At 69.3% G+C, this 25,440-nt stretch carries 20 protein-coding genes; 2 read left to right on the forward strand and 18 right to left on the reverse strand.

Features of this window, described 5'->3' with window-relative positions:
* Positions 1-261 precede the first annotated feature (261 nt).
* Complete coding sequence (fahA, locus tag IE262_RS36165) at positions 262-1,497, forward strand: fumarylacetoacetase (protein WP_189879718.1); 1,236 nt, start codon at positions 262-264, stop codon at positions 1,495-1,497.
* A gap of 52 nt (positions 1,498-1,549) precedes the next feature.
* Here the strand turns inward: fahA and IE262_RS36170 are convergent, their stop codons facing one another.
* The 16 genes from IE262_RS36170 to IE262_RS36245 form a co-directional block, all read right to left on the reverse strand.
* Positions 1,550-2,008, reverse strand: a complete 459-nt coding sequence (locus IE262_RS36170; protein WP_189879719.1) for an NUDIX domain-containing protein — start codon at positions 2,006-2,008, stop codon at positions 1,550-1,552.
* Positions 2,008-4,050: a DNA helicase RecQ gene (gene recQ / locus IE262_RS36175; protein ID WP_229877863.1), complete on the reverse strand. Its 2,043-nt coding sequence runs from the start codon at positions 4,048-4,050 to the stop codon at positions 2,008-2,010. Before recQ ends, IE262_RS36170 begins: the two co-directional genes overlap by 1 nt.
* Before the next feature lie 190 nt (positions 4,051-4,240).
* Entirely contained in the window at positions 4,241-5,890 is a 1,650-nt protein-coding gene (gene nuoN / locus IE262_RS36180) for an NADH-quinone oxidoreductase subunit NuoN (protein ID WP_134034025.1), read from the reverse strand.
* Positions 5,887-7,458, reverse strand: coding sequence for an NADH-quinone oxidoreductase subunit M (locus IE262_RS36185; RefSeq protein WP_134034022.1), 1,572 nt, complete (start codon positions 7,456-7,458; stop codon positions 5,887-5,889). The genes nuoN and IE262_RS36185 overlap by 4 nt, the downstream gene beginning before the upstream one ends.
* 5 nt (positions 7,459-7,463) lie before the next feature.
* The gene (gene nuoL / locus IE262_RS36190; RefSeq protein ID WP_189879720.1) at positions 7,464-9,434 is read right to left on the reverse strand and encodes an NADH-quinone oxidoreductase subunit L; all 1,971 of its coding nucleotides are present in this window, start codon (positions 9,432-9,434) and stop codon (positions 7,464-7,466) included.
* A gap of 15 nt (positions 9,435-9,449) precedes the next feature.
* Positions 9,450-9,749, reverse strand: coding sequence for an NADH-quinone oxidoreductase subunit NuoK (gene nuoK / locus IE262_RS36195; protein ID WP_067240510.1), 300 nt, complete (start codon positions 9,747-9,749; stop codon positions 9,450-9,452).
* Complete coding sequence (locus IE262_RS36200) at positions 9,746-10,579, reverse strand: NADH-quinone oxidoreductase subunit J (protein ID WP_189879721.1); 834 nt, start codon at positions 10,577-10,579, stop codon at positions 9,746-9,748. The genes nuoK and IE262_RS36200 overlap by 4 nt, the downstream gene beginning before the upstream one ends.
* Positions 10,576-11,217 (reverse strand): NADH-quinone oxidoreductase subunit NuoI, encoded by a 642-nt coding sequence (gene nuoI, locus IE262_RS36205; RefSeq protein ID WP_134034013.1) that lies wholly within the window; start codon positions 11,215-11,217, stop codon positions 10,576-10,578. The genes IE262_RS36200 and nuoI overlap by 4 nt, the downstream gene beginning before the upstream one ends.
* Positions 11,210-12,571, reverse strand: a complete 1,362-nt coding sequence (gene nuoH, locus IE262_RS36210; RefSeq protein ID WP_189879722.1) for an NADH-quinone oxidoreductase subunit NuoH — start codon at positions 12,569-12,571, stop codon at positions 11,210-11,212. The genes nuoI and nuoH overlap by 8 nt, the downstream gene beginning before the upstream one ends.
* Positions 12,568-15,072 (reverse strand): NADH-quinone oxidoreductase subunit G, encoded by a 2,505-nt coding sequence (locus IE262_RS36215; RefSeq protein WP_189879723.1) that lies wholly within the window; start codon positions 15,070-15,072, stop codon positions 12,568-12,570. Before IE262_RS36215 ends, nuoH begins: the two co-directional genes overlap by 4 nt.
* Entirely contained in the window at positions 15,069-16,421 is a 1,353-nt protein-coding gene (gene nuoF / locus IE262_RS36220; RefSeq protein WP_189879725.1) for an NADH-quinone oxidoreductase subunit NuoF, read from the reverse strand. Before nuoF ends, IE262_RS36215 begins: the two co-directional genes overlap by 4 nt.
* Positions 16,418-17,263, reverse strand: coding sequence for an NADH-quinone oxidoreductase subunit NuoE (gene nuoE / locus IE262_RS36225; RefSeq protein WP_189879771.1), 846 nt, complete (start codon positions 17,261-17,263; stop codon positions 16,418-16,420). The genes nuoF and nuoE overlap by 4 nt, the downstream gene beginning before the upstream one ends.
* 29 nt (positions 17,264-17,292) lie before the next feature.
* Positions 17,293-18,630, reverse strand: a complete 1,338-nt coding sequence (locus IE262_RS36230) for an NADH-quinone oxidoreductase subunit D (protein WP_134034000.1) — start codon at positions 18,628-18,630, stop codon at positions 17,293-17,295.
* Positions 18,627-19,376, reverse strand: a complete 750-nt coding sequence (locus IE262_RS36235) for an NADH-quinone oxidoreductase subunit C (RefSeq protein WP_189879726.1) — start codon at positions 19,374-19,376, stop codon at positions 18,627-18,629. Before IE262_RS36235 ends, IE262_RS36230 begins: the two co-directional genes overlap by 4 nt.
* The gene (locus tag IE262_RS36240) at positions 19,373-19,927 is read right to left on the reverse strand and encodes a NuoB/complex I 20 kDa subunit family protein (protein WP_003998928.1); all 555 of its coding nucleotides are present in this window, start codon (positions 19,925-19,927) and stop codon (positions 19,373-19,375) included. The genes IE262_RS36235 and IE262_RS36240 overlap by 4 nt, the downstream gene beginning before the upstream one ends.
* Positions 19,928-19,941: 14 nt before the next feature.
* A complete protein-coding gene (locus IE262_RS36245; protein WP_007383963.1) occupies positions 19,942-20,301 on the reverse strand; it encodes an NADH-quinone oxidoreductase subunit A in 360 nt (119 codons plus the stop codon).
* Between the two features lie 716 nt (positions 20,302-21,017).
* On the opposite strand from IE262_RS36245, the gene IE262_RS36250 reads away from it, so the two are divergent.
* Positions 21,018-21,857 carry a C40 family peptidase gene (locus IE262_RS36250; protein WP_134033994.1) on the forward strand — a complete coding sequence of 280 codons (840 nt, stop codon included), beginning with the start codon at positions 21,018-21,020 and terminating at the stop codon, positions 21,855-21,857.
* 143 nt (positions 21,858-22,000) lie between these two features.
* Here the strand turns inward: IE262_RS36250 and IE262_RS36255 are convergent, their stop codons facing one another.
* Both IE262_RS36255 and IE262_RS36260 read right to left on the reverse strand, forming a co-directional pair.
* A complete protein-coding gene (locus IE262_RS36255) occupies positions 22,001-23,845 on the reverse strand; it encodes a hydroxysqualene dehydroxylase (RefSeq protein WP_189879727.1) in 1,845 nt (614 codons plus the stop codon).
* A gap of 234 nt (positions 23,846-24,079) precedes the next feature.
* Complete coding sequence (locus tag IE262_RS36260) at positions 24,080-25,390, reverse strand: geranylgeranyl reductase family protein (protein WP_189879728.1); 1,311 nt, start codon at positions 25,388-25,390, stop codon at positions 24,080-24,082.
* Positions 25,391-25,440: the final 50 nt, after the last annotated feature.

Consider the following 25,440-nt stretch of genomic DNA (forward strand, 5'->3'; position numbering starts at 1 on the left):
CATCACGGGGTCCCCCTCCGCCCGCACGGCGTCGCACCCTCGCCCGTGGGCGGCCGCCAGATGCCTGACCAGCCGTGGCGACGCGCACAAGCGTCCCGCCCCGAGGAAGCCAGGCCGGATTTTCCAGCTCCGACCTCCCCGCATCCGGACATTACCAACTCTTTAGACATTGGCGACCACTGCCCGCTCAGGTCACTCCCCCGTAACGTGTGCCGCAACGAAACGGCCGGACGTAGCGCACGGAAAGCGAGGCACACCCCCATGCCCCCCTTCGACGTCCCCGAGGGCGACCCCTTCGGCCCGCACAACCTTCCGTACGGCGTTTTCTCCCGGCCCGGCTCCGAGTCCCGAACCGTCGGCGTCCGCCTGGGCGACCACGTCCTCGACGCGGGAGCCGCGGCACGAGCCCTTTCCTCCCCCTACGCCGCCGTCCTCTCCCAACCCACCCTCAACCCGCTCCTCGCAGCGGGCCGCACCACGTGGTCGGATGTCCGCCGAGCCCTCACCGCCTGGCTGACCGTCCCGTCCCACCAGGAGACGATCGCCCCCCACCTCCATCCCCTCACCTCTGTCACCCTCCACCTTCCCTTCGAGGTCGCGGACTACGTCGACTTCTACGCCTCCGAGAACCACGCCCGGAACGTCGGCCAGATCTTCCGCCCCGACGCCGTGGACTCGCTGACCCCCAACTGGAAGCACATGCCGATCGGTTACCACGGCCGGTCCGGCACCGTCGTCGTCTCGGGCACCGAGGTGGTGCGCCCCGCGGGCCAGCGCAAGCCCCCCACCGACCCCGCCCCCGTCTTCGGCCCCTCCACCCGCCTGGACATCGAGGCCGAGGTCGGCTTCCTGGTGGGAACGCCCTCGCCCATGGGCACCGCGGTCCCCCTCTCCTCCTTCCGGGACCACGTCTTCGGCCTGTGTCTCCTGAACGACTGGTCGGCGCGGGATGTCCAGGCCTGGGAGTACGTGCCCCTCGGCCCGTTCCTCGGCAAGTCCTTCGCCACGTCCGTCTCGGCATGGATCACCCCGCTCGACGCCCTGGAGGAGGCCCGCGTGGCTCCGCCCGAGCGGACGCACAACCTGCTGCCCTACCTGGACGACACCGCCGAGGAACCCAGCGGCTACGACCTCCGCGTCTCCGTGGCGATCAACGGCCACGTCGTCTCCGAGCCGCCGTTCTCGACCATGTACTGGACGGCCGCGCAGCAGTTGACCCACATGACGGTGAACGGCGCGTCCCTGCGCACGGGCGACCTGTACGGCTCCGGAACGGTCAGCGGCCCCTCGGAACGCGAGCGCGGCTCCCTCCTGGAACTCACCTGGAACGGCCGCGACCCCCTCGAACTCCCCGACGGCAAGCGCACCTTCCTGGAGGACGGCGACGAGGTCACCCTCACGGCCTGGGCCCCGGGACCCGATGGCACGCGCGTGGGACTGGGCGAGGTGAGGGGCCGGGTCGTACCGAATCCCTCCGGGGGTGTGTCCGGTCGGTAGCGTCTGCCGGGTGCTGCCCGTGGCCAAGACCTGTGGCCGAGAGCCGTCGAGATCACCGTGGCCTTCGGAGGTGACGCTGAGCCGAACCGGGCGGCGGTTTCCCGGGCAGCACCCGCTCGAAGAACTCCCGGTCCTCCGCGAAGGTCGGCTCCAGTGCCAGGAACTCCTCCACCGTGACCCACCGCGCGTCGCTCACCTCGCCCGGTTGCATGACGACCTCCCCCTCCGCCTCTCCCACGTCCGCTGTCCACCAGTGCAGCCGGAACTGCCGGTCGTCCGTCTCCGACTCCCACACCTTCGCCAGCGGGGTCACTTCCAGTCCCACCTCCTCGCGGACCTCCCGGACCACTGCCTCCGCCTGGCTCTCCCTCGGCTCGACCTTCCCGCTGAGCGGCGCCCAGTAGCCCGACCGCCGGGCCCGCGGTCCGCGCTCTATGACGAGCACGCGATCCCCGCGCCGCAGCACGGCGACGATGGCGTCCCGCTGCCCCGGCTCGTCCCGCAGGTCCATCACGAGTCCTCTACGCCCAGCGAGCCCTCGGAGGACGAAGGCTCGTTCGGGGCCTCGCCCAGGGCGGCGAGCACCGCCAGCACCCCTTCCCCGTACGTCGCCAGCTTCTTCTCGCCGACCCCGCCGATACCGCCCAGCTGGTCCACCGACGTCGGCCGCACCGTGGCGATCTCGCGGAGCGTGGCGTCGTGGAAGATGACGTAGGCCGGGACGCCCTGCTCGCGCGCCTGCTCGGCACGCCAGGCGCGCAGCGCCTCGAAGACCGGGAGCAGTTCCTCGGGCAGCTCGGCCACCGCGGCCTTCGCCTTGCGCTCGCCCCGGCCGGAGGACGACGAGCCCCCCGAGGCAGCCCCGGAGGCCACCGTCTTCTTCGGCTCCTTCCGCAGCGGCACCTCCCGCTCCCGCCGCAGCACGGACCCGCTGCCCTCGGTCAGCACCAGCGTCCCGTACTCGCCCTCCACCGCGAGCAGCCCCTGCGCGAGCAACTGCCGTACCACACCCCGCCATTCGCCCTCGCTCAGCTCCTCGCCGATCCCGAAGACGGACAGCTGGTCGTGGTCGAACTGGATGACCTTGGCCGTCCTGCGCCCCAGCAGGATGTCGATGATCTGCACGGCCCCGAACTTCTGCCCGCGCTCCCGCTGCAACCGCACCACCGTGGACAGCAGCTTCTGCGCGGCGACGGTGCCGTCCCAGGTCTCCGGAGGGCTCAGACACGTGTCGCAGTTGCCGCAGCCTCCAGAGGCCGGCTCCTGCCCGAAGTAGGCGAGCAACTGCCCCCGCCGGCACTGGACCGTCTCGCACAGCGCCAGCATGGAGTCCAGGTGGGCGGCGGCCCGGCGGCGGAACGCCTCGTCGCCCTCGCCGGTCTGGATCAGCTTCCGCTGCTGGACGACGTCCTGGAGCCCGTACGCCATCCATGCCGTGGACGGCAGCCCGTCACGGCCCGCACGGCCCGTCTCCTGGTAGTAGCCCTCCACGGACTTCGGCAGGTCGAGGTGCGCGACGAACCGTACGTCCGGCTTGTCGATGCCCATGCCGAAGGCGATGGTCGCCACGACGACCAGGCCCTCCTCACGCAGGAACCGTGCCTGGTGGGCCGCGCGCGTGCCGGCGTCGAGACCGGCGTGGTACGGCACGGCCTCGATGCCGTTCCGGCTCAGGAACTCGGCCGTCTTCTCCACCGAGTTCCGCGACAGGCAGTACACGATGCCCGCGTCGCCCGCGTGCTCCTGTGTGAGGAAGGACAGCAGCTGCTTCTTGGGGTCGGCCTTGGGGACGATCCGGTACTGGATGTTGGGCCGGTCGAAGCTGGCCTCGAAGTGGCGGGCCCTCGGCATGACCAGCCGCTCGGTGATCTCCCGGTGCGTGGCGCGTGTGGCCGTCGCGGTCAGCGCGATACGGGGGACGTCCGGCCAGCGCTCGCCCAGCAGCGACAGCGCCAGGTAGTCGGGCCGGAAGTCGTGGCCCCACTGCGACACGCAGTGCGCCTCGTCGATCGCGAACACCGAGATCTTGCCCCGCGACAGCAGGTCCCCCGTCGTGTCGAGCCGCAGTCGCTCCGGAGCCAGATACAGCAGGTCCAGCTCGCCGGCCAGGAACTCCGCCTCGACCGTGCGCCGCTCGTCGAAGTCCTGCGTGGAGTTGATGAACCCGGCGCGCACGCCCAGCGCCCGCAGCGCGTCCACCTGGTCCTGCATCAGGGCGATCAGCGGGGAGACGACCACGCCCGTGCCTGGCCTGACCAGCGCCGGAATCTGGTAGCAGAGTGACTTGCCGCCGCCGGTCGGCATGAGCACGACGGCGTCGCCACCCGCCACCACGTGCTCGATGACGGCTTCCTGCTCACCGCGGAAGGCCTCGTATCCGAAGACCCGGTCCAGCACGGCCAGCGCCTCGCTGTGGGCCGGCCGCCCCGTCCCCGCAGCGGGCCGCGCCGCTCCACCGGCTGCCGGCCCGGGCACCCCGCCGACCGCCGGTCCCACTGCCTCCGTCGGCCCGTCCACGTCCGCCATCACTCCCGTCCCACCCATCCCAGTCATCACCCATCCCCCGTGTATCGTCCGCGCCGTCCGCGAAGCCCGCGCCACCCGCGTCGTCTGTGTTTCCTCCAGCACTTGCCACGATAGGGGCCCGCACCGACAGCCTCAGAGTTATCCACAGGGCAAACGACGGGACCCGGCCCCCCTGAGGAGACCGGGTCCCACCCGTGCCGCGTCGCTCAGTGGAGCGTCACCGCACGAACACTCCCGCCTGTCCCGCCAGGTCCAGGAAGTACTGCGGCGCCACACCGAGCACAAGCGTGACCGCCACGCCCACCCCGATCGCTGTCATGGTCAGCGGCGACGGCACGGCGACCGTCGGCCCTTCGGGGCGCGGCTGGCTGAAGAACATCAGCACGATCACGCGGATGTAGAAGAACGCCGCGATGGCCGACGAGATCACACCGATCACGACGATCGCTCCCGCCCCGCTCTCGGCCGCCGCCTTGAACACGGCGAACTTCCCGGCGAACCCGGAGGTCAGCGGGATGCCCGCGAAGGCCAGCAGGAACACCGCGAACACGGCCGCCACCAGCGGAGACCTGCGTCCGAGCCCGGCCCACTTGGACAGGTGGGTGGCCTCGCCGCCCGCGTCCCGTACGAGGGTGACCACCGCAAAGGCGCCGATCGTCACGAACGAGTACGCGCCCAGGTAGAACAGCACCGATGAGACGCCGTCTGGCGAGGTCGCGATGACACCCGCGAGGATGAATCCGGCGTGCGCGATCGACGAGTACGCCAGCAGCCGCTTGATGTCGGTCTGGGTGATCGCGACGATGGCACCGCCCAGCATGGTGACGATCGCGACGGCCCACATGACCGGCCGCCAGTCCCAGCGCAGACCGGGCAGGACGACGTACAGGAGCCTGAGCAGGGCGCCGAAGGCCGCCACCTTCGTCGCCGCCGCCATGAAGCCCGTCACCGGGGTCGGCGCGCCCTGGTAGACGTCCGGCGTCCACATGTGGAACGGCACCGCGCCCACCTTGAACAGCAGGCCCATGACCAGCATCGCGCCACCGACGAGCAGCAGCGCGTCGTTGCCCATGGTGGCGGCGAGCGCCGGGCTGACGTTCTGGACGGTGCCGTCGACGACCTGGGCGATCGTCGCGTACGACACCGAGCCCGCGTATCCGTACAGCAGCGCGATACCGAACAGGGTGAACGCGGAGGCGAAGGCGCCCAGCAGGAAGTACTTGACGGCGGCTTCCTGCGACATGAGCCGCTTGCGGCGGGCCACGGCGCACAGCAGGTACAGCGGCAGCGAGAAGACTTCGAGGGCGATGAACAGGGTCAGCAGGTCGTTCGCCGCCGGGAAGATCAGCATGCCGCCGATCGCGAAGAGCAGCAGCGGGAACACCTCGGTGGTGGCGAACCCGGCCTTCACCGCGGCCTTCTCGCTGTCGCTGCCCGGCACGGACGCGGCCTGTGCGGCGAACGAGTCGACGCGTTTGCCGTGCGCCGCCGGGTCCAGCCGCCGCTCGGCGAAGGTGAACACGCCGAGCAGTCCGGCCAGCAGGATCGTGCCCTGCAGGAACAGGGCCGGTCCGTCGACGGCGATGGCGCCCATCGCCGCGATGCCGGCCTTCGTGGTGGCGTATCCGCCCGCGGCGAGCCCGACGACCGCCGCGAAGGAGGCCGCGAGTGCGACGATCGCCACGAACACCTGGGCGTAGTAGCGGGACCTGCGCGGCACGAAGGCCTCGATCAGCACCCCGAGGATCGCCGCCCCGATGACGATCAGGGTGGGCGACAACTGCCCGTACTCGATCTTCGGCGCCTGGATCTTCTCGATCGGATCGGCTGCCATTGTCCACAGGCTGTGGACGGCTGATGCGCTCACTTGGCCGCCTCCACCTCGGGCTGGGGGTCCTTCTTATGGACGTCGGACATGGTCTGCTTCACCGCCGGGTTGACGATGTCGGTGACCGGCTTCGGGTAGACGCCCAGGAAGATCAGCAGCACGACCAGCGGGGCGACCACCACGAGTTCCCGCACCCTGAGGTCGGGCATGTGTTTGACCTCGGCCTTCACCGGGCCCGTCATCGTCCTCTGGTAGAGGACGAGGGTGTAGAGGGCGGCGAGGACGATGCCGAAGGTGGCGATGATCCCGACCACCGGGTAGCGCGAGAACGTGCCGACCAGGACCAGGAACTCGCTGACGAACGGTGCGAGCCCGGGCAGGGAGAGGGTCGCGAGGCCGCCGATCAGGAAGGTGCCGGCGAGCACCGGAGCGACCTTCTGCACGCCGCCGTAGTCGGCGATGAGCCGCGACCCGCGCCGCGAGATCAGGAAGCCCGCCACGAGCATGAGCGCGGCGGTCGAGATCCCGTGGTTGACCATGTAGAGCGTGGCGCCCGACTGCCCCTGGCTGGTCATCGCGAAGATGCCCATGATGATGAAGCCGAAGTGCGAGATCGACGCGTACGCCACCAGGCGCTTGATGTCGCGCTGGCCGACAGCGAGCAGTGCTCCGTAGATGATGCTGATGAGGGCGAGGACGAGGATGGCGGGCGTCGCCCACTTGCTCGCCTCCGGGAACAGCTGGAGGCAGAAGCGCAGCATCGCGAAGGTGCCCACCTTGTCGACGACCGCCGTGATCAGGACGGCGACCGGGGCGGTGGCCTCCCCCATGGCGTTCGGCAGCCAGGTGTGCAGCGGCCACAGGGGCGCCTTCACCGCGAACGCGAAGAAGAAGCCGAGGAACAGCCACCGCTCCGTGCTGGTCGCCATGTTCAGCGAACCGTTGGCGCGGGCCTCGGCGATCTCCGTGAGCGAGAAGTTCCCCGCGACCACGTACAGGCCGATGACCGCGGCCAGCATGATGAGGCCGCCGACCAGGTTGTAGAGGAGGAACTTCACGGCCGCGTACGACCGTTGCGTCGCGGCCGTCTCCTCTCCGTGCTCGTGGGCACGGTCCCCGAAGCCGCCGATGAGGAAGTACATCGGGATGAGCATGGCTTCGAAGAAGATGTAGAAGAGGAAGACGTCGGTGGCCTCGAAGGAGATGATCACCATCGCCTCGACGGCCAGGATCAGGGCGAAGAAGCCCTGTGTCGGCCGCCACCGCTTGCTGCCCGTCTCCAGCGGGTCGGCGTCGTGCCAGCCCGCGAGGATGATGAACGGGATCAGCACGGCCGTGAGCGCGATCAGCGCCACCGCGATGCCGTCCACGCCCAGCTCGTACCGCACCCCGAACTCCGGGATCCAGGCGTGGGACTCAGTGAGTTGGTAGCGGGCGCCGTCCGGGTCGAAGCGCACGAGCACGGTCACGGCGAGCGCGAGTGTGGCCAGCGAGACCACCAGCGCCAGCCATTTGGCGGCGGTGCGCTTGGCGGCCGGTACGGCGGCCGTGGCGATCGCCCCGAGGGCCGGGAGCACCGCCGTCGCTGTCAGCAGAGGAAAGGACATCGGTATCAGACCGCCCTCATCAGCAGGGTCGCGGCGATGAGGACCGCCGCACCGCCGAACATCGAGACCGCGTACGACCGCGCGAAGCCGTTCTGCAGCCTGCGCAGCCGTCCGGAAAGGCCGCCCATCGTGGCTGCCGTGCCGTTGACGACGCCGTCGACCAGCGTGTGGTCGACGTACACCAGGGAGCGCGTGAGGTGTTCGCCGCCGCGGACCAGGACGACGTGGTTGAAGTCGTCCTGGAGGAGGTCGCGCCGGGCGGCCCGGGTGAGCAGCGATCCGCGCGGGGCGACGACCGGGACGGGACGGCGCCCGTACTGGGCGTAGGCGAAGCCGACGCCGACGACCATCACGGCCACGGTGGAGAGCGTGACCGTCAGCGCGCTGACCGGCGGGTGGCCGTGCTCGAAGCCGGTGACCGGCTCCAGCCACTTCACGAACCGCTCGCCGATGCCGAAGAACGCGCCCGCGAAGACCGAGCCGACGGCCAGCACGATCATGGGGATCGTCATGACCTTGGGAGATTCGTGCGGGTGCGGTTCGGCGTGCGCGCCGCGAGTCTCGGCGGCGGGCTCCACGCTGGGCTCGGCCGGGGACGGTGTGGGGGCGTGGCGCCAGCGTTCTTCTCCGAAGAACGTCATCAGCATCACCCGCGTCATGTAGAACGCCGTGATGGCCGCGCCCAGCAGGGCCGCGCCGCCGAGGATCCAGCCCTCGGCGCCGCCCTTGGCGAACGCCGCCTCGATGATCTTGTCCTTGGAGAAGAAGCCGGACAGGCCGGGGAAGCCGATGATCGCGAGGTAGCCGAGGCCGAACGTCACGAAGGTGATCGGCATGTACTTCCGCAGGCCGCCGTACTTGCGCATGTCCACCTCGTCGTTCATGCCGTGCATGACCGATCCGGCGCCGAGGAACAGCCCGGCCTTGAAGAAGCCGTGCGTCACCAGATGCATGATCGCGAAGGCGTAGCCGATGGGGCCGAGGCCCGCGGCCAGCACCATGTAGCCGATCTGCGACATGGTCGACCCGGCGAGAGCCTTCTTGATGTCGTCCTTCGCGCAACCGACGATCGCACCGAAGAGGAGCGTGACCGCGCCGACCACGGTGACGGCCAGCTGTGCGTCGGGCGCCGCGTTGAAGATGTCCCCGGAGCGGACGATCAGATAGACACCCGCGGTCACCATGGTCGCGGCGTGGATGAGGGCCGAGACCGGGGTCGGGCCCTCCATCGCGTCGCCGAGCCAGGACTGCAGCGGCACCTGGGCGGACTTTCCGCAGGCGGCGAGCAGCAGCATCAGGCCGATGGCGGTGAGCTTGCCCTCGCTGCCCGGCGCGTCAGCGCCTGATGTCAGAGCACCGGTGGCCTGAAAGACCGGCCCGAAGGCGAAGGTCCCGAAGGTGGTGAACATCAGCATGATGGCGATGGACAGACCCATGTCGCCGACACGGTTGACCAGGAAGGCCTTCTTCGCGGCGGTCGCGGCGCTGGGCTTGTGCTGCCAGAAGCCGATCAGCAGGTACGAGGCGAGACCCACGCCTTCCCAGCCGACGTACAGCAGCAGGTAGTTGTCGGCGACGACGAGCAGCAGCATCGCCGCGAGGAACAGGTTGAGATAACCGAAGAAGCGGCGTCGGCGCTCGTCGTGCTCCATGTACCCGATCGAGTACAGATGGATGAGGGAGCCGACTCCCGTGATGAGCAGGACGAACGTCATCGACAGCTGGTCGAGTTGGAAGCCGACGTTCGCCTGGAAGCCCTCGACCGGGATCCAGCTGAACAGGTGCTGCATCAGGGTCCGGTTTTCGGGGCTCTTGCCCAGCATGTCGGCGAAGAGGACGACGCCGAGCACAAAGGAGACGGCCGCGAGAGCCGTGCCGATCCAGTGACCGACGGCGTCGAGGCGCCGGCCGCCGCACAACAGGACGGCCGCTCCGAGCAGGGGCGCCGCCACCAGCAGCGCAATCAGGTTCTCCACGATTCTTCCGACCCCTTACAGCTTCATCAGGCTGGCGTCGTCGACCGAGGCCGAGTGGCGGGCACGGAACACCGACACGATGATCGCGAGTCCGACCACGACCTCCGCCGCGGCGACGACCATCGTGAAGAAGGCGATGATCTGGCCGTCGAGGTTGCCGTGCATCCGGGAGAAGGCGACGAACGCGAGGTTGCAGGCGTTGAGCATCAGCTCCACGCACATGAACACCACGATCGCGTTCCGCCTGATGAGCACTCCGGTGGCGCCGATCGTGAACAACAGGGCAGCGAGATACAGGTAGTTGACGGGATTCACTTCGAGGCCTCCCCGCTGTTCGAGCCCCCGCTGTTCGAGCGCTCCAGGCGGTCCTCAGCGCGCTGCTCCAGTGCCTTGAGGTCATTGAGCGCCTCGGTCGACACGTCACGGATCTGACCGCGGTCCCGCAGCGTCTTGCTGACGGTGAGCTCGGACGGGGTGCCGTCCGGGAGGAGGCCCGCGATGTCCACCGCGTTGTGCCGTGCGTACACGCCGGGCGCCGGCAGCGGCGGGACGTGCTTGCCCTCGCGGACGCGCTGCTCGGCCAGCTCGCGCTGGGTCTTGGCGCGCTCGGTGCGCTCGCGGTGGGTGAGCACCATGGCGCCCACCGCGGCCGTGATGAGCAGGGCGCCGGTGAGCTCGAAGGCGAAGACGTACTTCGTGAAGATGAGCGCGGCGAGGCCTTGCACGTTGCCGTTCGCGTTCGCCTGGCCCAGGCCGTTGAACTCCTTCAGCGAGGCGTTGCCGATGCCCGCGGTCAGCAGGATGCCGAAGCCGAGGCCACACAGAAGAGCCAGCCAACGCTGGCCCTTGATGGTCTCTTTCAAGGAGTCCGCCGCGGTGACGCCGACCAGCATCACCACGAACAGGAACAGCATCATGATCGCGCCGGTGTAGACGACGATCTGCACGATGCCCAGGAAGTAGGCGCCGTTGGCGAGGTAGAACACCGCCAGGACGATCATGGTGCCGGCGAGGCAGAGCGCGCTGTGCACGGCCTTCTTCATGAAGACGGTGCACAGGGCGCCGATCACGGCGATCGTGCCGAGCACCCAGAACTGGAACGCCTCACCGGTGGAGGTGGTGTAGGCGGCGAGCTGTGCGGTCATCGGCCGATCACCTTCTTCGACGCCGGCTCGTCCTCACCGAAGGTGGAGGCCCCTTCCTGCGGGACCTCGCCCTTGGAGAGGGCGACCTGACGCTCCGTACCGGGCGCGGCCTCGGTGACGAGTCCCCGGTAGTAGTCCTGCTCGTCCATGCCGGGGTAGATCGCGTGTGGCGTGTCGACCATGTCCTCTTCGAGGCCGGCGAGCAGCTGCTCCTTGGTGTAGATGAGGTTGGCGCGACTGGAGTCGGCCAGCTCGAACTCGTTGGTCATCGTCAGCGCGCGCGTGGGGCATGCCTCGATGCACAGGCCGCAGAGGATGCAGCGGGCGTAGTTGATCTGGTAGACGCGGCCGTACCGCTCGCCCGGCGAGTAGCGCTCCTCGTCCGTGTTGTCCGCGCCCTCCACGTAGATCGCGTCGGCGGGACAGGCCCAGGCGCACAGCTCGCAGCCGATGCACTTCTCCAGGCCGTCCGGATGGCGGTTGAGCTGGTGCCGGCCGTGGAACCGCGGTGCGGTGGTCTTCTGCTGCTCCGGATACTGCTCGGTCAGCCGCTTCTTGAACATGGCCTTGAAGGTCACGCCGAAGCCGGCGACGGGGTTCTGGAAACCCGGCTTGGTCTCCTTCGGCTCATCAGCCATCGGACGCCTCCTTTCCACTCGAAGATCCGTCACTGTCAGTATCGGATCCGCCACTGACAATCAGCTCCCGCTCGCGGCGTGGGCGCCTGCGCGGCACCGGCGGCAGGGTCTGTCCGGGCAGGGGCGGTACGGGGAACCCGCCGGCCATGGGGTCGAACGCGGCGGGTTCGGCCGGCTTGTCCTGCACCTCCTTGCGGTCGCGGAACATGTCCGCGACGAACGAGAGCAGCAGCAGGACGAGGACGGCTCCGCCGACGTACAGCGCGATCTCGGAGAAGTCGTAGTTCTCGTTGCGCAGGGTCCGCACGGTCGCGACCAGCATCAGCCAGACCACGGAGACCGGGATGAGGACCTTCCAGCCCAGTTTCATCAGCTGGTCGTAGCGGACGCGCGGGAGCGTGCCGCGCAGCCAGATGAAGAAGAACAGCAGCAGCTGCACCTTCACCACGAACCAGAGCATCGGCCACCAGCCGTGGTTGGCGCCCTCCCAGAAGGTGCTGATCGGCCACGGTGCCCGCCAGCCGCCGAGGAAGAGCGTCACGGACACGGCCGAGACGGTCACCATGTTCACGTACTCGGCGAGCATGAACATCGCGAACTTGATGGACGAGTACTCGGTGTTGAAGCCGCCGACCAGGTCGCCCTCGGACTCCGGCATGTCGAAGGGGGCGCGGTTGGTCTCGCCGACCATGGTCACGATGTAGATCAGGAACGAGACCGGCAGCAGGATGACGAACCAGCGGTCCTGCTGGGCCTCGACGATCGCCGACGTCGACATCGACCCCGAGTAGAGGAACACGGAGGCGAAGGCGGCGCCCATGGCGATCTCGTACGAGATCATCTGCGCGCACGAGCGCAGACCCCCGAGCAGGGGGTACGTGGAGCCGGAGCTCCAGCCCGCCAGCACGATCCCGTAGATGCCCACCGAGGCGACCGCGAGGATGTAGAGCATCGCGATCGGCAGGTCGGTGAGCTGCATCGTGGTGCGCTGGCCGAAGATCGAGATCTCGTTGCCCGCCGGCCCGAAGGGGATCACCGCGATCGCCATGAAGGCCGGGATGGCCGCGACGATCGGCGCGAGGATGTACACCACCTTGTCCGCGCGTTTGACGATGACGTCTTCCTTGAGCATCAGCTTGATGCCGTCGGCGAGCGACTGGAGCATGCCCCAGGGGCCGTGCCGGTTGGGACCGATGCGCAGCTGCATCCAGGCGACGACCTTGCGCTCCCACACGATGGAGAAGAGCACGGTCACCATCAGGAAGGCGAAGCAGAACACCGCCTTGATGACGACCAGCCACCACGGATCGCGGCCGAACATGGAGAGGTCCTCCACGGCGAGGTACGCCGTCACGCCTCCACCTCCTTCGGGTCCTCGGGGGCGAGGGTCGCCGGGCCGATGCGGACGAGTGCGCCGGGCAGCGCCCCGGTGTCGGAGGCGACGCCTGTTCCGGCGGAGTTCAGCGGGAGCCAGACCACACGGTCGGGCATCTCGGTGATCTGCAACGGGAGTTCGACGGCCCCGGCGGGGCCGCTGACCGCGAGGAGGTCACCGTCCTTGACGCCCGCCTCGGCGGCCGTGGCGGCCGACACGCGCGCGCGTGCGGCGTGCCGGGTTCCGGCGAGGGCCTCGTCGCCGTCCTGGAGGCGGCCCTGGTCGAGCAGCAGCCGGTGTCCGGCCAGGACGGCCTCTCCGGCGGCCGGCCGCGGCAGCTGGCCGCCGATCGCCAGTGGGTCGCCGGCCCGCGGCCCGTCCCACGCCCCGAGGCGGTCGATCTCCGCGCGTGTGGTGCGCAGATCGGGCAGCCCCAGGTGGACGTCCATGGCGTCGGCCAGCATCTGGAGCACACGCCCGTCGGTGGGCGCGAGGCGGCGCGTCATCTGGTCGGGCTTGAGGGCGGCCTCGAAGGGGCGTACCCGGCCCTCCCAGTTGACGAAGGTGCCCGCCTTCTCGGCGACGGCTGCGACGGGGAGGACCACGTCCGCGCGCCCGGTGACCTCACTGGGTCGCAGTTCCAGCGACACCAGGAAGCCCACGGAGGCAAGTGCCTCACGCGCGCGTGCCGGGTCGGGAAGGTCGGCGACCTCCACGCCCGCCACCACCAGTGCGCCCAGCTCGCCGCTCGCGGCGGCCTCGATGATCTGGCCGGTGTCCCGGCCGTGACGAAGCGGGAGTTCGGCGACGCCCCAGGCGGAGGCGACCTCGACCCGCGCGCGTGAGTCGGTGGCCGGGCGCCCGCCCGGCAGCAGCGACGGCACCGCGCCCGCCTCGACAGCGCCGCGCTCCCCGGCCCGGCGCGGGATCCACACCAGCTGGGCACCGGTCGCGGTCGCGGCCCGTACGGCGGCGGTGAACCCGCCGGCCACCGCGGCCAGCCGCTCACCGACGACGATCACCGCGCCCTCGGCGCGCAGCGCCTCGGCGGCCTTCGCCCCGCCCTCCTCCAGGCCGACCTGGCTCGCGAGCGCGTCCAGCCACTCGGTCTCGGTGCCGGGCGCGGCCGGCAGCAGCGTGCCGCCGGCCTTCTCCAGGCCGCGGGTCCCGTGCGTGGCCAGCGAGAACACCTTCTGCCCGTGCCCCCGCCAGGCCTTCCGCAGCCGCAGGAAGACGCCGGGCGCCTCCTCCTCTGCCTCGAACCCGACGAGCAGCACCGCGGGCGCCTTCTCCAGCGAGGTGTACGTGACGCCCGTACCGTCGAGGTCGCGTCCACGTCCCGCCACCCGGGCTGCCAGGAAGTCGGCCTCCTCGCCGCTGTGCACGCGCGCGCGGAAGTCGATGTCGTTCGTGTCGAGCGCCACGCGCGCGAACTTGCTGTACGCGTACGCGTCCTCGACGGTCAGACGGCCGCCGGTCAGGACACCGGCACGGCCTCGCGCGGCCGACAGCCCCTGGGCGGCGGCCGCCAGGGCCTCCGGCCAGGAAGCGGGCTCCAGCTCACCCGAATCGCCGCGCACGAGCGGCGTCGTCAGCCGGTCCGGCCGCTGCGCGTACCGGAACGCGAACCGCCCCTTGTCGCAGATCCACTCCTCGTTGACCTCGGGGTCCTGAGCGGCGAGCCGCCGCATGACCTTGCCGCGCCGGTGGTCCGTACGCGTCGCGCAGCCGCCGGAGCAGTGCTCGCACACGGACGGCGAGGACACCAGGTCGAAGGGGCGGGAGCGGAAGCGGTACGCCGCCGAGGTCAGCGCGCCCACCGGGCAGATCTGGATGGTGTTCCCGGAGAAGTACGACTCGAAGGGGTCGCCCTCACCGGTACCGACCTGCTGGAGCGCGCCGCGCTCGATCAGCTCGATCATCGGGTCGCCCGCGATCTGGTTGGAGAACCGGGTGCAGCGGGCGCACAGCACGCACCGCTCCCGGTCGAGCAGCACCTGTGTGGAGATCGCCACGGGCTTCTCGTAGGTGCGCTTCTTTCCTTCGAAGCGGGACTCGGCGTGGCCGTGCGACATGGCCTGGTTCTGCAGGGGGCACTCGCCGCCCTTGTCGCAGACGGGGCAGTCCAGCGGGTGGTTGATGAGCAGGAGCTCCATCACACCCTTCTGGGCCTTCTCGGCGACGGGCGAGGTGAGGTGGGTCTTGACGACCATCCCGTCGGTGCAGGTGATCGTGCAGGACGCCATGGGCTTGCGCTGGCCCTCGACCTCGACGATGCACTGGCGGCAGGCGCCGGCCGGGTCGAGGAGCGGGTGGTCGCAGAACCGTGGGATCTCGATGCCGAGTTGCTCGGCGGCCCGGATGACCAGGGTGCCCTTGGGCACGCTGATCTCGACGCCGTCGATCGTCAGCGAGACGAGGTCCTCCGGCGGGACCGCCGCTTCTCCGCCCCCGGACGGAGCGTTGGTGGTCACCGTCATGCGTTCACCTCCATGCGCTTGTCGGCCCAGGCCGTGGACTTGGCCGGGTCGAAGGGGCAGCCCCGGCCCGTGATGTGCTCCTCGTACTCCTCGCGGAAGTACTTGAGGGAGGAGAAGATCGGCGAGGCGGCGCCGTCGCCGAGGGCGCAGAAGGACTTGCCGTTGATGTTGTCGGCGATGTCGTTCAGCTTGTCGAGGTCGGACATGACGCCCTTGCCGGCCTCGATGTCGCGCAGCAACTGCACGAGCCAGTACGTCCCTTCGCGGCAGGGCGTGCACTTGCCGCAGGACTCGTGGGCGTAGAACTCGGTCCAGCGGGTGACGGCCCGCACGACGCAGGTGGTCTCGTCGAAGCACTGCAGGGCCTTGGTGCCGAGCATGGACCCGGCGGCGCCGACGCCCTCGTAGTCGAGGGGCACGTCGAGGTGCTCGTCGGTGAACATCGGCGTGGAGGAGCCGCCCGGCGTCCAGAACTTCAGCCGGTGCCCGGGCCGCATGCCGCCGCTCATGTCGAGGAGCTGGCGGAGCGTGATGCCGAGCGGGGCCTCGTACTGACCGGGGCGGGCGACGTGGCCGCTGAGCGAGTAGAGCGTGAAGCCCGGTGACTTCTCGCTGCCCATCGACCTGAACCAGTCCTTGCCGTTTTTCAGAATCGCGGGAACCGACGCGATCGACTCGACGTTGTTCACAACAGTCGGGCACGCGTAGAGGCCCGCGACAGCGGGAAAGGGGGGACGGAGCCGCGGTTGACCACGGCGGCCTTCGAGCGAGTCCAGCAGTGCGGTCTCCTCACCGCAGATGTACGCGCCCGCGCCCGCGTGCACGGTGATGTCGAGGTCGAGTCCGCTGCCCAGGATGTTCTCGCCGAGGTAGCCCGCCGCGTAGGCCTCACGCACGGCCTCGTGCAACCGCCGCAGAACGGGGACGACTTCACCACGCAGATAGATGAAGGCATGCGACGACCTGATGGCATAACAAGCGATGACCATGCCCTCGATGAGGCTATGCGGGTTCGCGAAGAGGAGCGGAATGTCCTTGCACGTTCCCGGCTCCGATTCGTCGGCGTTGACAACTAGATAGTGTGGCTTTCCATCGCCCTGGGGAATGAACTGCCATTTCATTCCCGTCGGGAATCCCGCACCTCCGCGCCCGCGCAGACCGGAGTCCTTGACGTACGCGATCACGTCGTCCGGTGACATGGCGAACGCCTTGCGGAGCCCCTCGTACCCCTCGTGCCTTCGGTAGACATCCAGCGTCCAGGACTTGTCCTCGTCCCAGAAGGCCGACAGCACGGGTGCGAGCAGCTTCTCCGGGCTGTGGTCCTTGATCTCGGCTGCCAACGTCATCACTCCCCCTCCTCGGCGACAGGACCCGCCGGGTGGGCAGGGTCGGAGGCCGATGTGTCCTGTGGCGCGTCGTGCGAGCTGAGGTGCTCGGCGGCCGGCGGCTCGTGGGGCGCCGCGTCCCGAGGTGCCCTGTCCTGCGGCTCGTCGTGGGGTCCGCCGTCCCGCGGATGCACCACGCGCGCGGCGGCCTCGCCCTTGGCCAGGCGCAGGCCGATCAGGGAGGCGGGTCCCGCGCTGCCGCTCGCCTCGACGGCCCCGTCCCGCTCGTCGGGGAACCCCGCCAGGATCCGGGCGGTCTCCTTGAACGTGCACAGGGGGGCGCCTCGGGTGGGCTCGACCCGCGCTCCCGCACGCAGGTCGTCGACGAGTTGCCGCGCGCTGTCCACGGTCTGGTTGTCGAAGAACTCCCAGTTGACCATCACGACCGGCGCGAAGTCGCAGGCCGCGTTGCACTCGATGTGCTCCAGGGTGACCTTGCCGTCGTCGGTGGTCTCGCCGTTGCCGACGCCCAGGTGGTCCTGGAGCGCCTCGAAGATGGCGTCGCCGCCCATCACCGCGCACAGGGTGTTGGTGCAGACGCCCACCTGGTAGTCACCGGAGGGCTTGCGCCGGTACATGGTGTAGAAGGTGGCGACCGCGGTGACCTCGGCCGTGGTCAGGCCGAGCACGTCGGCGCAGAACTGCATGCCGGTGCGGGTGACGTGGCCCTCCTCCGACTGCACGAGGTGCAGCAACGGCAGCAGGGCCGAGCGGGAGTCCGGGTAGCGGGCGACGATCTCCGCCGCGTCCCGCTCCAGCCGGGCCCGGACGTCGTCCGGGTAGTCGGGCGCGGGCAGCTGGGGCATGCCCAGGCTGACGCCCTCGGGGGTGGTGGTCACCGGTCGACGCCTCCCATCACGGGGTCGATGGACGCGACGGCGACGATGACGTCGGCGACCTGGCCGCCCTCGCACATCGCCGCCATGGCCTGCAGGTTGGTGAAGGACGGGTCCCGGAAGTGGACCCGGAAGGGGCGGGTGCCTCCGTCGGACACGACGTGCACCCCGAGCTCTCCCTTGGGTGACTCGACCGCCGCGTACGCCTGTCCCGGCGGGACGCGGAAGCCCTCGGTCACCAGCTTGAAGTGGTGGATCAGGGCCTCCATGGAGCTGCCCATGATCTTCTTGATGTGGTCCAGGGAGTTGCCCAGTCCGTCCGGTCCCAGGGCGAGCTGGGCGGGCCAGGCGATCTTCTTGTCGGAGACCATGACGGGGCCGGGCTCCAGCCGGTCGAGGCACTGCTCGACGATCCGCAGCGACTGGCGCATCTCCTCCAGGCGGATCAGGAAGCGCCCGTAGGAGTCGCAGCTGTCGGCGGTCGGGACGTCGAAGTCGTACGTCTCGTAGCCGCAGTACGGCTGGGTCTTGCGCAGGTCGTGCGGCAGGCCCGCCGAGCGGAGGATCGGGCCGGTGGCGCCGAGGGCCATGCAGCCGGCCAGGTCGAGGTAGCCGACATCCTGCATGCGGGCCTTGAAGATGGGGTTCCCGGTGGCGAGCTTGTCGTACTCGGGAAGGTTCTTCTTCATCTTCTTCACGAACTCGCGGATCTGGTCCACCGCACCCGGCGGCAGGTCCTGGGCGAGTCCTCCGGGCCGGATGTACGCGTGGTTCATGCGCAGGCCGGTGATCAGCTCGTAGATGTCGAGGATGAGTTCACGGTCCCGGAACCCGTAGATCATGATCGTGGTGGCGCCCAGCTCCATGCCGCCGGTGGCGATGCACACCAGGTGGGAGGAGAGGCGGTTCAGCTCCATCAGGAGCACGCGGATGATCGAGGCGCGGTCCGGGACCTGGTCCTCGATGCCAAGGAGCTTCTCGACGGCGAGGCAGTACGCCGTCTCGTTGAAGAACGGCGTGAGGTAGTCCATGCGGGTCACGAAGGTCGTGCCCTGCGTCCACGTCCGGTACTCAAGGTTCTTCTCGATGCCGGTGTGGAGGTAGCCGATGCCGCAGCGGGCCTCGGTGACGGTCTCGCCCTCGATCTCCAGGATGAGCCGGAGCACACCGTGGGTGGACGGGTGCTGTGGGCCCATGTTGACGATCAGGCGCTCGTCGTCGGCCTTGGCCGCGGTCTCGACGACCTCGTCCCAGTCACCGCCGGTGACCGTGTAGACGGTGCCTTCGGTCGTCTCGCGCGCCGAAGCGGCGGAGGCCGATGCGTGCGAGGTGCTCATGAGTACGACCTCCGCTGGTCCGGAGCCGGGATCTGGGCGCCCTTGTACTCGACGGGGATGCCGCCGAGGGGGTAGTCCTTGCGCTGCGGGAAGCCCTGCCAGTCGTCCGGCATCATGATCCGCGTCAGCGCCGGGTGACCGTCGAAGACGATGCCGAAGAAGTCGTACGTCTCGCGCTCGTGCCAGTCGTTGGTCGGGTAGACGGAGACGAGCGACGGGATGTGCGGATCGGCGTCGGGGGCGGAGACTTCCACGCGGATCAGCCGGTTGTGGGTGATCGAGCGCAGGTGGTAGACGGCGTGCAGCTCGCGGCCCTTGTCTCCCGGGTAGTGGACTCCGCTGACCCCGGTGCACAGCTCGAAGCGGAGGGCCGGGTCGTCGCGGAGGGTCTGGGCGACGCGGAGCAGGTACTCGCGTTCGACGTGGAACGTGAGCTCGTCGCGGTCGACGACGGTCTTGTCGATGACGTTCTCGGGGACGAGTCCCTGTTCCTCCAAGGCGCCCTCAAGTTCGTCGGCGACCTCGTCGAACCAGCCGCCGTAGGGGCGGGTGGCCGGGCCGGGCAGCCGGATGGAGCGGACCAGGCCGCCGTAGCCGGAGGTGTCGCCGCCGTTGTTGGCGCCGAACATGCCGCGCTGGACGCGGATCTCCTCACCGCCCTCGCCGCGCTGGCCGGGGAGGTTGGAGGCGCCGAGGTCCTTCTCGGGGTTGACCCCGTTGGCGCTGGTGCCGTTCGCGTCACTCATCGCAGCAGCCCCTTCATCTCGATGGTGGGGAGCGCCTTGAGCGCGGCCTCCTCGGCCTCGCGGGCCGCCTCCTCGGCGTTCACACCGAGCTTGGACGTCTGGATCTTCTGGTGGAGCTTGAGGATCGCGTCCATCAGCATCTCGGGCCGTGGCGGGCAGCCCGGGAGATAGATGTCGACCGGGACGATGTGGTCGACGCCCTGGACGATGGCGTAGTTGTTGAACATGCCGCCCGATGACGCGCAGACCCCCATGGAGATCACCCACTTGGGGTTCGGCATCTGGTCGTAGACCTGCCGCAGCACCGGCGCCATCTTCTGGCTGACCCGGCCGGCGACGATCATGAGGTCTGCCTGGCGGGGTGAGCCGCGGAAGACCTCCATGCCGAAACGGGCCAGGTCGTAGCGTCCCGCGCCCGTGGTCATCATCTCGATGGCGCAGCAGGCGAGGCCGAAGGTGGCGGGGAAGACGGACGCCTTGCGCACCCAGCCCGCGGCCTGCTCGACGGTGGTCAGCAGGAAGCCGCTCGGCAGCTTTTCTTCGAGTCCCATGATTGAAAGGCCCCTCAGTCCCATTCCAGGCCGCCGCGCCGCCATACGTACGCGTAGGCGACGAAGACGGTGAGCACGAAGAGCAGCATCTCCACGAGCCCGAAAACACCCAGGGCGTCGAAGGTGACGGCCCACGGGTAGAGGAAGACGATCTCGATGTCGAAGACGATGAAGAGCATCGCCGTCAGGTAGTACTTGATGGGGAAACGCCCGCCGCCGGCCGGCGTGGGGGTCGGCTCGATACCGCACTCGTAGGCCTCTAGCTTGGCCCGGTTGTAGCGCTTCGGACCGATCAGCGTGGCCATGACCACGGAGAAGATCGCAAAACCTGCCCCGAGGGCTCCCAGTACGAGGATGGGCGCATACGCGTTCACCGCTCCTCGCTCCTCTCAGTCGGCACTGACTGCTGGCGGTTGCGTCGGAGTTATCACGTGCCTCACCAGTCCCCTGAGCCCCGCCTGTCCCGGCGAAGATCGCGAACATGTGAAGCAGGTCACAAGCCCAACTGCCCCGCATCTTATGCCCGCCGGTCTGTGATCTGCGACACGGGGGTAAGCAAGGACTTTGTGATCTTCACCACCTGACGAACGATCATGAAGTCGGATGAGCAGTGATCTTCACACCCGAAGCGTCAGAGCGATCACCAGAAGTGACATTTTCGATCGTAACCCCTGGTCACGCAGTGCGTCTCCATATCAAGAGGCTTCCTTTGCATGCAAATTGGCCCTGGACATCGCAGCTTGATAGAGGGGCGCGTTCACACCCGAGGGACCGGCGGCGAGCGAATGTGGACGCGTGCACGCATTCACGAGCTCCCGCGACCCGAATTCACCTGCACGTGGCGCGGGCGTCACGATCACCACCTCGTGACCTGCGTCACATTCACCAGGGGCGCCAAGGAGCCAGGCTTGGCCACGTGCCGCAACCGGTGGTAGGCGGAGAGCAATTCGGGCGTATCGACGAAAACACGTGATCACAGGCTTGAGCGATGGTGTCCGCATTGCCCGTTACGGCGTCAATAAGGAGCGGCGCCCACCGGATTTCAGGGGCGGATTGAACAACTGTGGCGGACCACACGTTTCTTGAAGGTATGGAGGAGCCCCTGGTACCGCTTGTACCCATGTCCCACACCGCTCACATACGCAGCCACCGGAAGCCCCGCCGCAGCGCCTCGACGATGGCGATGCGTGCCGGAGTCGCCGGCGGCATCCTCGGCAGCGTGGCAGTGGCCGGTGCGTCCGCGTCGGCGTACGCCGCGGAGCCCGTGACCCAGACGATCGAACTGCCCACGCTCACGGCCGACGTGGCCTCTCAGGTCGCGCAGTCCGCGGACGTCATGCAGCAGACCGCCGCGAACTACGAGTTGCAGGCCGAGCGTGACGCTGCCACGGCCAAGGCCGCCAAGCAGGCCGCGGCGGACCTCAAGGAAGCGAAGGCGGAGGCCAAGAAGAAGGCCGAGGCCGAGCGGCGGGCAGCCGCCGAGCGGGCCACGCGCGCCGCCGAGCGGACCGCCCTGACGTCGAAGTCGGCCTCGGCCTCGGCCTCGACGTCGACCTCGGCGTCCACCCCGGCCAGCGGCAGTGTCGCGACGGTCATCAGCTTCCTCAAGGCGCAGCTGGGCGACGCCTACGTCCTGGGCGCCTCGGGCCCCAACGCGTGGGACTGTTCCTCCCTGATGCAGGCCGCGTACAAGCAGGTCGGCGTGGACCTCCCCCGGGTCTCGCAGGACCAGTCGACGGTCGGCACCGAGGTCTCGCTGTCCAACCTTCAGGTCGGCGACATCCTGTACTGGGGTGCGAAGGGCTCGGCGTACCACGTGGGCACCTACATCGGGAACGGCCAGTACCTCGACGCGGCCAACCCCTCCAAGGGCGTCGTGATCCAGGACCTGTCCGGCTACCCGGCGACGGGTGCGGTGCGGGTTCTCTGATCCACCCGTCGTGCGAACACCTCGTAACAGCTCGTAACACCTCGTACAGGGTGAGGGCTGCCGCCTCGGGGGCGGCGGCCCTCGCGCTGTGGGAGTCATGACGTGGGAGCCGTGCCGTGGGCATCGTGCCGCGGCAACGCCCCTCAGCCCAGGTCGAAGGTGTTCGGCAGGCCGAGCCGGTAGCGCAGTTCGTCGGTGCGCTTGAGGGGTTCCATCTCCGGGGGCCGGTACAGCTCCCAGATCTCGCACCGTTCGGCATCCGAGCGGTCCGCGTCCAGCAGCGCGTTGACGGCCCGGCGCGCCGACTCGTTGGCGCCCTCCATGCTGGCCAGGTCGACATCGGTGCGGACGTAGTCGCCGGCGAGGAAGAAGTTCGGTACGGCCGTGCGCGCCGTGGGCCGGTTGTAGAGCGTTCCCGTCGGGTGGATGAGGAGTTGCTCCCGGTTCTGCGGGCCGGGGCCGCCGAGACCGGTCACCGCGGGGTCCATGAACCAGCCGAGGCGGTCGTCGTCGGTGAGCGTGGTCCTGCCGGAGTCGTTCAGGGCGTCCTTCAGCTGTGCCCAGCACTCGGCGACCACTTCCTCCTTCGTACACTCCCGGGCCGTCTTGCCGTACAGGATCCCCGGTTTGTCCCACTCCGAGATGATCGCGGAGAGACAGTCGCGGGTGCGCCCGTCGCCGTAGTCCGCCGGGAAGTCCCGTACGTCCCAGAACTGGGCCTGCCCGATGCCGGTGACCGACCAGGGTGAGTCGAGGCAGTTGATGTGGCCGTGGACGACCGGGGTGGGGGTGCGCAGATAGAACATCACGCCGACCATCCAGTCCGCCTCCAGCGCGTCGCACCGGGCGAGCTGCGGGTCGGCGGCGCGCAGGGCCGGGCCCCAGGTGGTGCGGGCGTGCTCGACGGGCAGGGCGCAGACGTAGTGGTCGGCCGTGATGGTGCGTTCGGTGCCCTCGTCCCGGTCCAGCACGCGTACGCCGGTGACGCGGCCGTCGGCGTACAGCACCTCCCGTACCTGCGTGTTCGTGACGAACTCGACGCCAAGGGAGCGGAGATGGCCGGCCCAGGGATCGATCCAGGCCTCGCTGGTGGGGGCGTTGAGGACGCGGTCGATGTCGGCGTCGCCGTCCATGCCACGGCCGAGCAGGCCCCACAGCAGCAGCGCCTCGATGATGACGCGGCCGACGGTACGTGTGGAGGCCACCTCGGCGCGGGTGGCGACGAGGTTGCGGGTCTGGCCGATGCCGAGGACGGCCCGGTACTCCTCGCTCATCTGTCCCGCGCGGATGAACTCCCACCAGCTGGTCTTCTCCCACTCGTCCTCACGGCGGGCGTCACAGCTGGTGAGATGGACGAGGAGACGGTTCGCGAAGTACGCGGCCTCGTGAGCGGGCAGGCGGGTGCCCAGGTCGAGGACCGACAGGATCTGGTCGCGGATCCAGGACGGGGTGATGTCGCCGGGCGCGGGCGGGGTGGTGGCGCGGCGCAGCGGGAAGTGCAGGTCGGGGCGGCCTCCGGCACGGGCGAAGAGGGCCTCGGTGCCGCTGCGGAGGTTGCCGCGGACGCCGTCGGCGTTGCCGGGGAAGGGGATGCGGCGCATGGTGTCCGGCAGGTTCCGGTAGAAGCCGGGGAAGAAGCGGAAACCGTGCTCGCCGGGAAGGGGCCGGCGGCCGCCCTCGCCGGTTCCCGGCACGTCCATCGAGCGGGCCTTGCCGCCGAGGACGTCGTAGTACTCGTAGACGGTGACGGCGTAGCCGCGTTCCGCGAGTTCATGGGCGGCGCTGAGGCCGGAGACTCCGCCGCCGAGGACGGCGACGCGTTTGGCCGCGGCGCGTTCGGCGGGAGCTGCGGCCGCCGGGCCCGCCTGCCACACGGCGAGGGAGCCCGTGGCAGTGCCGGCGGTGGCCGCGGCTCCGGCGCCTGCGAGGAAGCGCCTACGGGTGGGAGCGGAGGGCTCCGGTGGTCGGTCCGTGCGCTCTGTTGTCATGGATAGGGAAGGTAGGGAGACGCCCGGCCGAACGGAAGGTCACCGCAGCGTCACCCACAGCATCCTCACAGCAGCGAGAACAACCGGCCCCACGCACGGCCACCGGGCGAGCGCCCTCCGGCCGTGCGTAGGGCCGGTGTTCGGAGTCCTGGCGGCGACCGAGGGGGCGCCGCCGCCGTGCTCAGGCCTTCGGGGCCACCTTGGTAAGACCGCGTTGGAGGTGGTCCCGCATGATCAAGCCTTCGGTGCCACCTTGCTCAGGCCGTTGATGATGCGGTCCATCGCGTCGCCGCCCGTCGGGTCGGTGAGGTTGGCCAGCAGCTTCAGCGTGAACTTCATCAGCAGGGGGTGGGTGAGGCCGCGCTCGGTCGCCAGTTTCATGACCTTCGGGTTGCCGATGAGCTTCACGAAGGCACGGCCCAGCGTGTAGTAGCCGCCGTAGGTGTCCTTCAGGATGCGGGGGTAGCTCCGCAGGGCGAGTTCGCGCTGGCCGGGGGTCGACCGGGCGTGGGCCTGGACGATGACGTCCGCGGCGATCTGGCCGGACTCCATGGCGTAGGCGATGCCCTCGCCGTTGAAGGGGTTGACGAGGCCGCCCGCGTCGCCGACCAGCAGCAGGCCCTTGGTGTAGTGGGGCTGGCGGTTGAAGGCCATGGGGAGGGCGGCGCCGCGGATCGGGCCGGTCATGTTGTCCGGGGTGTAGCCCCACTCCTCGGGCATCGACGCGCACCATGCCTTGAGGACCTCGCGCCAGTCCAGTTCCTTGAAGGAGGCCGAGGTGTTCAGGACGCCCAGGCCGACGTTCGACGTGCCGTCGCCCATGCCGAAGATCCAGCCGTAGCCGGGGAGCAGACGGTCCTCTCCGGGACCGCGGCGGTCCCACAGCTCCAGCCAGGACTCCAGGTAGTCGTCGTCGTGGCGCGGCGAGGTGAAGTACGTGCGGACCGCGACACCCATGGGGCGGTCCTCGCGGCGGTGCAGGCCCATCGCGAGGGACAGGCGGGTGGAGTTGCCGTCGGCGGCCACGACCAGCGGCGCGTGGAACGTGACGTCCCGTTTCTCCTTCGAACCCGACTCGGCGTCGCCGAGCTTGGCGTGGACGCCCGTGATGCGGCCCGTGCGGTCGTCGATGACCGGGGCGCCGACGTTGCAGCGCTCGTAGAGTCGCGCGCCCGCCTTCTGGGCCTGCCGGGCCAGTTGCTCGTCGAAATCGTCGCGCTTGCGGACCAGGCCGTAGTCCGGGTACGCGGCGAGATCCGGCCAGTCGAGCTGGAGGCGGACGCCGCCGCCGATGATGCGCAGCCCCTTGTTGCGGAGCCAGCCGGCCTCCTCGGAGATGTCGATGCCCATCGACACCAGTTGCTTCGTCGCACGGGGCGTCAGACCGTCGCCGCACACCTTCTCGCGCGGGAAGGCGGTCTTCTCCAGCAGCAGGACATCCAGTCCGGCCTTGGCCAGGTAGTACGCGGTGGTGGAACCGGCTGGTCCGGCCCCGACGACGATCACATCGGCGGTGTGTTCGGTAAGGGGCTGGGGCTCGGTCACGGCGGTTTCTCCCCGAGTCTCGAAATCAGCGTGCCGCAGTCCGAGGCCGC

Origin of the sequence: Streptomyces bluensis, assembly GCF_014650715.1 — a bacterium.
In the GTDB taxonomy this organism is placed as follows: Bacteria; Actinomycetota; Actinomycetes; order Streptomycetales; family Streptomycetaceae; genus Streptomyces; species Streptomyces bluensis.

What these genes read in the sequence shown, in the direction of transcription:
- recQ (WP_229877863.1), bottom strand. Translation starts at nt 4,050, where the DNA reads ATGACTGGGATGGGTGGGACGGGAGTGATGGCGGACGTGGACGGGCCG.
- IE262_RS36230 (WP_134034000.1), bottom strand. Translation starts at nt 18,630, where the DNA reads ATGAGCACCTCGCACGCATCGGCCTCCGCCGCTTCGGCGCGCGAGACG.
- fahA (WP_189879718.1), top strand. Translation starts at nt 262, where the DNA reads ATGCCCCCCTTCGACGTCCCCGAGGGCGACCCCTTCGGCCCGCACAAC.
- IE262_RS36185 (WP_134034022.1), bottom strand. Translation starts at nt 7,458, where the DNA reads ATGTCCTTTCCTCTGCTGACAGCGACGGCGGTGCTCCCGGCCCTCGGG.
- nuoI (WP_134034013.1), bottom strand. Translation starts at nt 11,217, where the DNA reads ATGGCTGATGAGCCGAAGGAGACCAAGCCGGGTTTCCAGAACCCCGTC.
- IE262_RS36240 (WP_003998928.1), bottom strand. Translation starts at nt 19,927, where the DNA reads ATGGGACTCGAAGAAAAGCTGCCGAGCGGCTTCCTGCTGACCACCGTC.
- IE262_RS36235 (WP_189879726.1), bottom strand. Translation starts at nt 19,376, where the DNA reads ATGAGTGACGCGAACGGCACCAGCGCCAACGGGGTCAACCCCGAGAAG.
- IE262_RS36200 (WP_189879721.1), bottom strand. Translation starts at nt 10,579, where the DNA reads ATGACCGCACAGCTCGCCGCCTACACCACCTCCACCGGTGAGGCGTTC.
- IE262_RS36170 (WP_189879719.1), bottom strand. Translation starts at nt 2,008, where the DNA reads ATGGACCTGCGGGACGAGCCGGGGCAGCGGGACGCCATCGTCGCCGTG.
- nuoE (WP_189879771.1), bottom strand. Translation starts at nt 17,263, where the DNA reads ATGCCCCAGCTGCCCGCGCCCGACTACCCGGACGACGTCCGGGCCCGG.
- IE262_RS36215 (WP_189879723.1), bottom strand. Translation starts at nt 15,072, where the DNA reads ATGACGGTGACCACCAACGCTCCGTCCGGGGGCGGAGAAGCGGCGGTC.
- IE262_RS36255 (WP_189879727.1), bottom strand. Translation starts at nt 23,845, where the DNA reads ATGACAACAGAGCGCACGGACCGACCACCGGAGCCCTCCGCTCCCACC.
- IE262_RS36250 (WP_134033994.1), top strand. Translation starts at nt 21,018, where the DNA reads ATGGAGGAGCCCCTGGTACCGCTTGTACCCATGTCCCACACCGCTCAC.